This window comes from Bacillus luti, from assembly GCF_001884105.1.
GTDB lineage: Bacteria > Bacillota > Bacilli > Bacillales > Bacillaceae_G > Bacillus_A > Bacillus_A luti.
Genome location: NZ_MACI01000057.1, coordinates 197043 through 207866 on the forward strand (window position 1 = coordinate 197043; position 10824 = coordinate 207866).

13 protein-coding genes and 1 pseudogene are annotated in these 10824 nt (G+C 35.2%); 11 read left to right on the top strand and 3 right to left on the bottom strand.

Translation table 11 applies throughout. From position 1 onward, the window contains the following. The first annotated feature begins 80 nt into the window (after positions 1-80). Positions 81-377 (top strand): hypothetical protein, encoded by a 297-nt coding sequence (locus tag BAQ48_RS13545; protein ID WP_071711489.1) that lies wholly within the window; start codon positions 81-83, stop codon positions 375-377. A 29-nt stretch (positions 378-406) separates the two neighbouring features. On the opposite strand, the gene BAQ48_RS13550 is transcribed toward BAQ48_RS13545, so the two are convergent. Beyond that, complete coding sequence (locus tag BAQ48_RS13550; RefSeq protein ID WP_071711491.1) at positions 407-697, bottom strand: DUF3784 domain-containing protein; 291 nt, start codon at positions 695-697, stop codon at positions 407-409. A 124-nt stretch (positions 698-821) separates the two neighbouring features. Between BAQ48_RS13550 and BAQ48_RS13555 the strand changes: the two genes are divergently transcribed. Together BAQ48_RS13555 and BAQ48_RS13560 are read left to right on the top strand one after the other, a co-directional pair. Continuing rightward, complete coding sequence (locus BAQ48_RS13555) at positions 822-1103, top strand: MazG nucleotide pyrophosphohydrolase domain-containing protein (RefSeq protein ID WP_071711492.1); 282 nt, start codon at positions 822-824, stop codon at positions 1101-1103. A gap of 34 nt (positions 1104-1137) precedes the next feature. After that, entirely contained in the window at positions 1138-1875 is a 738-nt protein-coding gene (locus BAQ48_RS13560) for a glycoside hydrolase family 25 protein (RefSeq protein ID WP_071711494.1), read from the top strand. Between the two features lie 617 nt (positions 1876-2492). Here BAQ48_RS13560 and BAQ48_RS13565 read toward each other — a convergent pair. After that, positions 2493-3518: a DUF4153 domain-containing protein gene (locus tag BAQ48_RS13565; protein ID WP_071711495.1), complete on the bottom strand. Its 1026-nt coding sequence runs from the start codon at positions 3516-3518 to the stop codon at positions 2493-2495. Positions 3519-3791: 273 nt separating this feature from the next. On the opposite strand from BAQ48_RS13565, the gene hcp reads away from it, so the two are divergent. The 6 genes from hcp to BAQ48_RS13595 all read left to right on the top strand — a co-directional run bounded on the left by hcp (position 3792) and on the right by BAQ48_RS13595 (position 8566). Beyond that, complete coding sequence (gene hcp / locus BAQ48_RS13570; protein ID WP_071711496.1) at positions 3792-5078, top strand: hydroxylamine reductase; 1287 nt, start codon at positions 3792-3794, stop codon at positions 5076-5078. A gap of 464 nt (positions 5079-5542) precedes the next feature. Continuing rightward, positions 5543-5863 (top strand): PadR family transcriptional regulator, encoded by a 321-nt coding sequence (locus BAQ48_RS13575; RefSeq protein ID WP_000429486.1) that lies wholly within the window; start codon positions 5543-5545, stop codon positions 5861-5863. 75 nt (positions 5864-5938) lie between these two features. Next, entirely contained in the window at positions 5939-6280 is a 342-nt protein-coding gene (locus BAQ48_RS13580) for a DUF1048 domain-containing protein (protein ID WP_071711497.1), read from the top strand. 154 nt (positions 6281-6434) lie between these two features. Then, the gene (locus BAQ48_RS13585) at positions 6435-7196 is read left to right on the top strand and encodes an ABC transporter ATP-binding protein (RefSeq protein ID WP_071711498.1); all 762 of its coding nucleotides are present in this window, start codon (positions 6435-6437) and stop codon (positions 7194-7196) included. Then, positions 7197-7946, top strand: a complete 750-nt coding sequence (locus tag BAQ48_RS13590; RefSeq protein WP_071711499.1) for an ABC transporter permease — start codon at positions 7197-7199, stop codon at positions 7944-7946. It begins immediately after the preceding gene. 173 nt (positions 7947-8119) lie between these two features. Further along, positions 8120-8566: an NUDIX hydrolase gene (locus BAQ48_RS13595; protein WP_071711500.1), complete on the top strand. Its 447-nt coding sequence runs from the start codon at positions 8120-8122 to the stop codon at positions 8564-8566. A 188-nt stretch (positions 8567-8754) separates the two neighbouring features. Here the strand turns inward: BAQ48_RS13595 and BAQ48_RS13600 are convergent, their stop codons facing one another. Continuing rightward, positions 8755-9717 carry a helix-turn-helix transcriptional regulator gene (locus BAQ48_RS13600; RefSeq protein WP_071711501.1) on the bottom strand — a complete coding sequence of 321 codons (963 nt, stop codon included), beginning with the start codon at positions 9715-9717 and terminating at the stop codon, positions 8755-8757. 111 nt (positions 9718-9828) lie between these two features. Here BAQ48_RS13600 and BAQ48_RS13605 point away from each other — a divergent pair, with 111 nt between their 5' ends. Next, the gene (locus BAQ48_RS13605; protein ID WP_071711502.1) at positions 9829-10308 is read left to right on the top strand and encodes a GyrI-like domain-containing protein; all 480 of its coding nucleotides are present in this window, start codon (positions 9829-9831) and stop codon (positions 10306-10308) included. 339 nt (positions 10309-10647) lie between these two features. Then, positions 10648-10824 (top strand): annotated as a pseudogene (locus BAQ48_RS27575) (RNA-guided endonuclease InsQ/TnpB family protein); the annotation flags it as partial.

Here is a 10824-nt window from a genome sequence, read left to right on the forward strand (position 1 = left end):
ATACATTAAGTTCTTATTATGGTAAAATTTACATGAGTTAGTGAAGTGAAACAAATGAAAGCTAGTGAGGAGAAATAGTCATGGAATTTTGGATGATCATACCGATAGCAATCTTTGGGTTTATTTATATCGTTGAAAAATTAAATAGAATTGAAAAGAAAAATGATGCACGTTTAAAGCGGATGGAAGATAAATTACAATTAATCACGAAAGAAATGGGGATTGTAGAAAGAGAACCTGAAATTAATAAAGCTGAGATTAACAAAGAATTACGTCAGCTTATGGAAGAAGGAAAAAAAGTTAAGGCAGTTAAGAGAGTAAGAGAGGCTTTTGGGTTTTCCTTATTAGAAGCGAAGCAATATGTCGATAAATTATAAAAAAGATCATCCGATTGGATGGTCTTTTTTCATTGCACCATACGTGTATTTACATAGGCAGCGATTATAACGTGGCCAATTATAATGATAGGAAATAAGATTTTGGCATTAGGAGTAGTGAAGACACTGCCAATTGTGGCGATAACGCCGGCAGTTAAATTATAAAGCCCCACTATTTTTGATAACTTCATCTTATCAGGCACACGGCGTTCATTGAATCCTGATAAGAGCCAAGTGTATTGTTTAACTCCGATGAAATAAGCGAGTGTAAATGAAATGATTGCTACTATGAATAATGATGGGGAAGCGAAGAGAGTCATTGAAAACACCTCCATTAATGGACTATAAATAAATTATAGTATGAATGTTATAATTTAACAAAATGCAATTTTGATTTTAAGTGTAATAGAAAAACAGAGTATTTGTGATGAAGGGAGATTATATATGAACATTGCGGAATTCCAGAGGTACGTATTACATTTCAGTAAAGAAAAAGGGTTTCAAGATACAACAATTGAAGAACGTACGATGTATGCAATGGCAGAATTAGGTGAGTTGGCAGAGGCAATATTAAAGCGTGATAAAATACAAGATTCAAAACGAGAAATTGGTTTAGAAATGTTTGATGTAATTTGGAATATATGTGATTTAGCCAATAAGTTAGAAATTGATTTAGAGAAGGCGTTTAAAGAAAAAATGATGATTAATAAAGAGCGTGAATGGTAAGTTGAGTTTTAATTTGTAAAGAAGAGGGATATGAATGAAAAAGAAGATTATTATTAGAGGAGCTCTTATCTTAATTAGTGTTATGGGTGTTTTAGCTTACTTAGTTTTTCAAGGAATATTTATTCCAAATCAATTAAGTGCGGATAAGTATGAAATAAAAGGGGTAGATGTCGCATCTTATCAAGGGGAGATAGATTGGGGAGAGTTTGAAAAGCAAAATATGAAGTTTGCGTTTATAAAGGCTACTGAAGGGAGTGCGTTTGTGGATGAGTACTTTACGAAAAATTGGACGAGTGCGAATAAGACAGGTATGCGCACTGGAGCGTATCATTTTTTTAGTTTTGATAGTAAGGGTGAAACGCAAGCAGAGCAATATATACGAACTGTTCCAAAGAATGAACGAGCGTTGCCTCCTGTAATAGATGTTGAGTTTTACGCTAATAAAAAAGACGATCCTCCAAAGCGTGAAAATGTTACGAAAGAGTTGTCAATAATGGTGAAAATACTAGAAAAACATTATGACAAGAAAGTAATATTGTATGCAACTCAAGAGGCGTACGATTTGTACATAAAGGATGCATATCCTCAATGTGATATTTGGATTCGTAGTGTACTTACGAAACCGAGTATATCCGATAAAAGAAATTGGACGTTTTGGCAATACACAAACCGTGGAGGATTAAGAGGCTATAATGGAAAAGAAAAGTATATTGATTTGAATGTATTTTATGGGAATGCGAAAGAGTTTGAGAATTATGGAATGAAAGATTAACAAAAATATGTAAGAAAAGACGGAACAAGCTTTGGAAATGAATTGTCTATTATAGATAATAACTATGTGTTGAAGTAAGAAACAAAAAATAAAATAATGCCGAAGCTTATTGTTGATTTAAGAAATTTTTGGAATACAAAAGAGATGGAGAAAATAATTTCCCCATCTCTTTCTTCTAACTATATTTAAATGCTGAAGCTTTCGATTACGCCAGCATACGTTACTGAGATTTTAATTCTAAATATACAAATACTAGTACCGTCATAATTCCTATAATAACGTAAGTAACATCAAGCATTATAAGTGTTTTTAAAGTTTCAGTCATTCTAATTCACCCCTGTTATAAAAATATAACATGATCTTTTTATCGATTAGATAAGAGATCATAAAGATAAAATGTATATGGAATTTCTTAAGTATAAATATATCATATAAATAATATAAACAATGTTAAGATAATGTAAATGTATTGTAAATAAAGAGGTTTCTCATAATGCCTTTTTAACAGGGGGATCGAACGGATCTGTTACTCTTCCTCTACTAGTATTGCGAAAACTTATGTATGATAATTTATTAAGCGTGCATGAACTGGTTATCGTGATTGATTTTCTTCTTTTTTATAAATCAATCACGATAGTAGCTGTTACTACATTTTCTTCTAATACCTCTACCTGTACTTGTTCATCGTTTCTCCAATTGATATTAAAGTTCTCTGTCGTATACATTTCCTTAAGAGTGACCTCTTTATATTTTTTTAAAATGCTCCCTCTTTCCCCATAATAGATTCTTACAGTTGAACTGGGACTTGGTCCTTTTGATTTTATTGTTTCTCTAAGCTCGATAATATTTATTAGATTGGGAGATTCGCTTTTTTGAAAGGTAAAGGAACTGACCACTTTTTGTACTTTCTTAAAAACAGAACCACTGGATTTATTTGATATGTTAAATTCCACAACTTCAGGTACTGTTTCTTTTGCGCGTAGCGTTATTGTTGCTTCATAATCATTTTTCCAATCTACTGAAACGTTTGAGGGCTCGAGACGTTCCCCGTCATTTGCAATACTTGTGTCAAAATGTTCCCATAAGCCGTATTTAATTCTGACAGGAGAAGAACCAAGAGAAGAGCCTGAATCTATTTTTACTACTTTAATCGTATTTATATTATTCGGAGAATGACTTTTTTTTAGTGTAACGTCGTATAAATACAAAATGTAAGAAAAACAGCCTACTACTAAAATAATTGGAATTAAAATACGTAGGGCAGTAATTAGACGTCCTCGTGTCGTTTTTTTCTTAGTGCTTTTACTATTTTGTTCAAGTTTTTTTTCAATACTCGTTGGAACTGTTACTTTTGGCGGGCGAATAAGCCACCAAATGAAAGCTAAAAGTAATAAGAAAAGAGGTATTCCTTGAATAAAGAGAAATCCTTTCCAAAAATCAAGTCTAGTACTATATGGAGAATCTGTTGCCATCACTCCTATAAAAAGTGCCACTGGACTTGCAAGTATATTTACCCCTAAACCAATCAATACGAATGAAAGATTTTTATTCCTAATTTTTCGTGACCCAGCCATAATAAACAGAAATACTGCAATACCAAGTATAAGAAACAGTATTCCGTAATAAAACATCATATATACCATATTACCCCTCCATAACTTTAATTGTACCATCAGTAAGGAGGGATTTGTGAAATTTTGGATGGATATGATATTTGTATTCCTTAAAAGTGATCCGATACATTATGCGAATAAATGATCACCAAGTATTAATATAAGAGGATAGTAAAAATATTATGTCAACAATGTGAACTGTCACAAATTTATACATATTATTGTGATTGATATCACATCCCTTTTCCTCTATGGGTATTATGCTTAGGTTGTAAGGAATGATTGGGAGAGGGTGGGATGATAATGTTTTGTTATCAATGTGAACAAACGCCAACAGGCGGATGTAAAGTAATAGGTGTTTGCGGTAAAAATGAAACAATTGCAAGTTTGCAAGATACAATTGTGTTTGGATTAAAAGGAATTGCCGCTTATCGTACACATGCTGCTCAGCTAGGGTATACTGATGCATTTGTAGATGCTACGACGCAAGAAGCGCTGTATATGACATTAACCAATTCTAACTTTAACGAACAAGAACATATAGATATGGCTATGAAAGTTGGGAAATCAGCTTTACGAGTAATGGAGTTGTTAGATGAGGCACATACGAATCACTTTGGTGTTCCAGAGCCTGTTCAAATTACACAAAACCATGTAGAAGGTAAAGCAATTGTAGTTACTGGTCATAATTTGTTTGCGTTAGAAGAATTGTTAAAGCAAACAGAAGGAAAAGAAATTAATATTTATACGCATTCTGAAATGTTACCAGCACACGGTTATCCGCAGCTGAAAAAATATAAGCATTTAAAAGGAAACATTGGTAAGGCATGGTATGATCAACGACGTCTTTTTGAAAAATTTACAGGTGCCATATTAGCGACAACGAATTGTGTTATGCCAATTAAAGGATCATACTCTGATCGATTCTTTTCATATGATATTGCAGGCTTAGAGGGTGTACAAAAAATTGAAAATGATGATTTTGCACCATTGATTCAAAAAGCGCTAGAACTTCCAGAAGTACATATGGAGTCGGATGAACAGTTAGTAACAGGGTTTCATCATAATACAGTATTATCATTAGCTCCTGAAATTATTGAGGCAGTAAAAGACGGAAAGATTAAGCGTTTCTTTGTCATCGCAGGTTGTGATGCTCCCGGAAAAGGCGGAGAATATTATCGTGAATTAGCAACGTCACTTCCTCCAGAAACAGTTATTTTAACAACTTCTTGCGGGAAATTCCGCTTTAATGATGTGGATTACGGTGTTGTACCTGGTACGGAGATTCCGCGTTACATTGACTTAGGCCAATGCAATAATTCCATTTCTACAGTGAAAATAGCGGCTGCTTTAGCTGATGCTTTCCAATGTGAAGTGAACGAATTGCCAGTAAGCATTGTCCTATCATGGTTTGAACAAAAAGCGGTTGCTATTTTACTGGGGCTATTTAGTCTTGGTATTCAAGACATACGCATCGGTCCAAAAGCGCCTGAATTTATTTCATCTGGTGTGCTTGATGTATTACAAGAAACATTTGGTCTAAAACTAATTACAACTGCAGCAGAAGATATGGATATGATGTTATCGTAACAAAAATATAATCTGACTTATTAATTTCGGTATAGTATAGCGCTCCAAAACAAAAATGTAGAATATTTGTTTTGGAGTATTTTCTTTTCTTAGCGGGGTAGGGATGTGGAGAAATTTCTTCAGAAAGAAAATTGGCTGTATCTAATAGGTAATAGTTGATTTTAGAAAAATATAAAAATCGAGTTGACATTTACGACTACTCAGTCATACAATGTACTTGTAATAGGTAATACTGAGTAGTGTTGTTTCTCAAAATATTTTCAATAAACAATAGGTAATAGTTGATTTTAGAAAAATTTTGAAAATCAGTTGACATCTACCACTACTTAGTCATACAATGTAGTTGTAATAAGTAATACTGAATAGTGCAGTTTCTCAAAATCTATTCGGTAAAAAATTCGCCTTAGTACTCTGTAATACTGAATATAAGTCAGACAGAATAGGGGGTAAAGGAGGATCAGAACATGGAAAATTTAACTGAAATGCTGAAAGGTTCACTGGAAGGGTGTGTGCTGGAAATCATTAGCCGCCGTGAAACGTATGGCTATGAGATTACACGTCACCTGAATGATCTTGGGTTTACCGAAGTAGTAGAAGGAACGGTTTATACCATCCTCGTACGATTAGAAAAGAAAAAGCTTGTGAATATTGAAAAGAAACCATCAGATATGGGACCGCCTCGTAAGTTTTATTCATTAAATGAGGATGGCCGTCAGGAGCTTGAATTGTTTTGGAAAAAATGGGATTTTGTATCTTCAAAAATTAACGTCTTGAAGTCAAACTAGCCTCATAATATAAAATGTTCCGGCTCATATTTGGAGAGTTTCTTGTTCTGCTTTATAAAAAAGGAGGAAAATAAGATGTTGGAAATGTTCAAAAAATTAATTGGTGATAAAAAAGAGTACAAAATGATGATGGCACGAGTTGAGGCTCTGCCAGAAGACTACCAGTTTGTGTTTAAGAAAATTCAAAACTACATGTGGAATTTTTCAGCAGGTAACGGGATGGATATGCTGCACATACAGTATGAATTAATCGATTTGTTTGAAAATGGTGCAGCAGAGGGCAGACAAGTGCTAGACATTACTGGGGAGGATGTAGCATCGTTTGCTGATGAGTTAGTGGCAAACGCTAAAACATATGTCTCTAAGTATCGTGAAGATTTAAATGAAAGTATCATGAAGAAATTGAGAAAAAAATAAATACAATAAATAATACCGACTGATTAGCTGGTTATAAATGTGAACTGTTGCCATCGCTATTCAGTTATATTTTCAACCGCTACTAAGTAATACAGAATATCAGTGATACTAAATAGAGGGTGTAGGTAATTTAATTTTATAAGGGGGAACAAGTATGAGTAATACAGCGATTTCTGTAAAAGAGTTAAAAAAAACTTTTAAAGATAAAGAAGTGTTAAAGGGAGTGGATTTTGAGGTGCAGCGTGGTGAAATTTTCGCGCTGCTAGGCTCAAATGGAGCTGGCAAGACGACGACGGTCAATATCCTTTCGACGCTGATGAAGCAAGATGGTGGTGAAGTAAGTATTTGTGGTTTTGACGTTCAGCGTCAACCGGATCATGTTCGGCAAAGTATTAGTTTGACAGGACAGTTCGCAGCTTTAGACGGCATGCTTACTGGGAGAGAAAACTTGATAATGATTGCCAAGTTGCGCGGGATTTCCAATCCAGCTCAAGTCGCTGACCATTTGCTTGCAAGATTCAGCCTGACTGTTGCAGCAAACCAAAGGGCAGACCAGTATTCGGGAGGGATGAAACGCCGACTTGATATTGCTATGAGTTTGATTGGGACGCCAGCAGTTATTTTTCTCGACGAACCAACGACAGGGCTTGATCCTGAAGCGCGGATCGAAGTATGGGATACGGTTAAGGAACTCGCCGGCGGAGGCACAACAATCTTGTTAACGACTCAATACTTAGAGGAAGCAGAACAACTGGCGGATCGTATTGCTATATTGCATGGCGGAAAAATCATTACGACTGGTACTCTTACCGAGCTGAAAGAGATGTTCCCACCAGCAAAAGTGGAGTATATCGAGAAACAGCCAACATTGGAAGAAATATTCCTTGCAATCATCGGCAAAAAGGAGGAGATGTAAATGAAAAGCAAAACAGGAGTATTACTAGGTCGTTTAATGCGCAACATTATGCGCAGTCCGGATACGATTATTACGGTAGCGATTACGCCGATTATGATGATGCTGTTGTTTGTTTACGTATTTGGCGGCGCTATACAGACAGGAACGGATAACTACGTTAATTATTTATTGCCAGGAATCTTACTGATGGCTATCGCATCCGGTGTAGCTTACACTTCTGTCCGATTATTTACGGATATAAAGAGCGGACTTATGGCACGTTTCATTACGATGCCTATCAAACGCTCGTCAGTATTGTGGGCTCACGTACTAACCTCACTCGTTGCTAATGTGCTTACTATCGTGGTTGTTATCCTCGTTGCACTCTTAATGGGATTCCGTTCCAGCGCCAATATTCTAGATTGGCTCTCGGTAGCTGGGATACTTGGGATGTTTACGCTGGCGCTGACATGGCTAGCTATCATTCCAGGGCTGACAGCAAAGTCTATGGAAGGGGCGACAGCATACTCGTACCCACTCGTTTTTCTTCCATTTATTAGTTCGGCCTTCGTACCTACCGAAACGATGCCAAAAATTGTTCGTGCATTTGCTGAGAATCAGCCTGTAACTTCAATCGTGAATGCGATTCGTGCTCTATTATATGAAGGAAGTGTTGGTAACGATATTTGGATTGCACTCGCTTGGTGCGTAGGCATAATGATTATTTCTTACTTCTTCGCTAGTAAAGCATTTAAACGTCAGTTAGGGTAAGTATCGAGGTAACTGGATTTATCAGAATAATATATATATTTAGAAAAGTACGGAAGATTTTCCGTGCTTTTCTTTTTATATGGTCCATTTAATTCAGCGAGAAGGAAATTTTTTAGACAAAGAGAAATACTAGTTGATTGGCAATTGGGTAAGTTAAGGAGAGTATATTTATAATGAATACTACAAAAACCACAGGGTGCTTTACTATTGTTGATAATAATGAAGGAAAAATATTACTAGTTAAACGAAATGATTATCCTATCTGGGATTTGCCTGGGGGAAAACTAGAAGAAAATGAACAGTTAGAGAAGTGTGCTATAAGAGAAACTAAAGAAGAAACAGGCTATATAATTGTTATTGAGCGTAAAATAGGAGAATATCACCAACCTCAATACGATGATATGCAACATTTATTTTCAGGGAGATTACTAGGAGGAGAGCCAATAAATAATGGACCTGAAACTGCAAAAATTGGGTGGTTTAATCCTAGTAGATTACCTTTGTTAATGGTTCCAAATAGGCGAAAACAGATCAGTAATTTTATGAAACACAAAAATTCATTAATAAAGGAGACATTAAAGACACCACTTATAGTAAGGTTATTGAAAAAAATTATATGAGGTGGTTATTGGATTAACCGTTGTTTTAGTGGAGCAATTCGATGAAATAAGAGCATATTTTGATTAATCTTTTTTCAAAATATGCTCTTTCTATTTGTCTTTTACCAGTATTATACTCATTGTATTTGAAAATATGGGCAACTGGTAACGAATTAAACTCAATATTTTGAGGTTTAACTGATCAATGCTTATGGGGAATATAAAGATAACCGTGCTTGTAAATCGGTTAATACTTCTTCAGGCATTTCCCTTATTGTAATATCTTTCCCTAGAAAAAGTAGCCAATTTGTTATTTCCGTCACTTCATCGGAATTGTTAACATCGATAAATGTTTTTAAAATGGCTGTAGATTGGTAAGGATTTGTATAAGATATTGAAAATTTGAAAGGGTGGTATTTTTTGAACTGGGCAATTGCTGTCGGACCAAGTTCAAGTACCAAATTGATAATTTCGTCTTTCTTACTTAGTTTTTCTGAAATCTTTTTCTTGTTTAGCCTTTTTTTCGTCGTGTACGGTTCGATATTGATGAGGTCATCTACGGGAAACATCATCTTCTTTTCTTCATTTAGGTCAAATCCTTCAATAATCCATTGACTTCTTTCTTGATAAAGATGTAATAGAAAAATTGGATAAGACTCGATTTTCTCTTCTTCTTTGACAGTAATCAATAAATGTCTATCCAAAAGAAGGATTTGGATGAGTTTTTCTAACATAGGATGGGGGAGGTCAGAAAGCTCAAGTAGGTCAGGATTATGTGGGTTAGTCCCTTCAAAAAGCAAGAGTTGATTTAAAAGAACAAGGTCATCTTGCTGGGTTTCTGAAATGAGTCCTAGTAGTTTTTCGGCTAAAGATTGACGACTCTTTAGATAGGGAAGTTGTTGATTTCTTGTAGCCATAAAGGCAATAAAAAGAGCTTTCACTTCATTATCAGTAAAGCGAACAACGGGTAAGATAGAGTTATGCATAACAGAATATCCCCCAGCTCTTCCGACTTCGGCTACAAGTGGCATCCCCATAGCTTCAATTTCTCTAATGTCTCTAACAGCTGTCGAACGTGAGATGTTAAATTCTCGTATGATTTCAGAAATTGTAAAATGGGAGCGGTTGTTGATATATCGCATGATGGTATTAATCCGTTCAACTTTTTTCATTTGAGTCTCCTAAACAGTATCATTTTTTGACATGATTTAAAGATATTATAAACTCATCAGATGAAAAGATAAATCGTTTGATTAATTTAAAACAAGAGGAAGGTTTTGAAAATGAAAAATTACACTATTGAAGAAAAAGATAGCTTTATCGTGTTAGGTATTGGGACTGAAATTAAGAGCGAATACACAGACTTTGCGGGAATAAATAAAGAAAAGGAAGACTTTTGGTCAGCTGTTAAAGAAGATGGAAGGCTGGACACTTTAAAATCTTTAGCTACAAATGATTACATTTTTTCCGTGAGCGAAGCGGTGAATAACAAGATGATGTATTATGCTGGTGTCATGACAGAAGCACAAATAGAAGAAGAGTCTAGAGTGATTCAGTTTCCAAGGGGAGAATACGTAGTAGTGAAAGGAGAAGACAAAACGGCTGAAGAGTTAAGTAATAAGCTGACTGGCATCGCATTCGGTCAAGCTTTACCAGATGCAAAAGATTTTGCCTATGTTGGCGGGCCGAATACAACGGTTGCGATGGGGCAAAGAAACGGCTTAGTGTTTGGTGAAATGTGGATTCCGGTTGTTAGGAAGTAAAGTGATAAAAGGTACGAATATGGGAAGTAGAGGCCAACAATCTTGGATTGTTGGCCTTTTTGACATGATTATAATATTCGTATAATACTACACATTATGTTCTGATAAATTGGAATGAAAGGTAATTATTGTAAGGTGTTGACAGAGTGAATAAAAAAGACTATTTGAGCTATTCACACAGTAACATGGTTTTTCTATCATGCCTTTCGAGAGGACTCCCACCTCTAAACGTAAGTGAAGGTGGTGAGGTGAATCGAAAGAAATATTTTATTTTCAAGAAAATAGCGGGAATGTACGTTCTCTTTTTGCTATAATATCCTTAACAAGGAGGTGAATAAAATGACAAAGGAAAATCCATCAAACTACAAAACTCTTCAAATCTGGATTAAAAAAGGGCATCGTATGTATTCTTATTTTCAAGAATGTTGTCATAACGCTAAGAACATGTACAACACCACAAACTTTTATATACGCCAGGTGTACACTGGATTAACACAAGAAAAAGAGTTGCAGCCT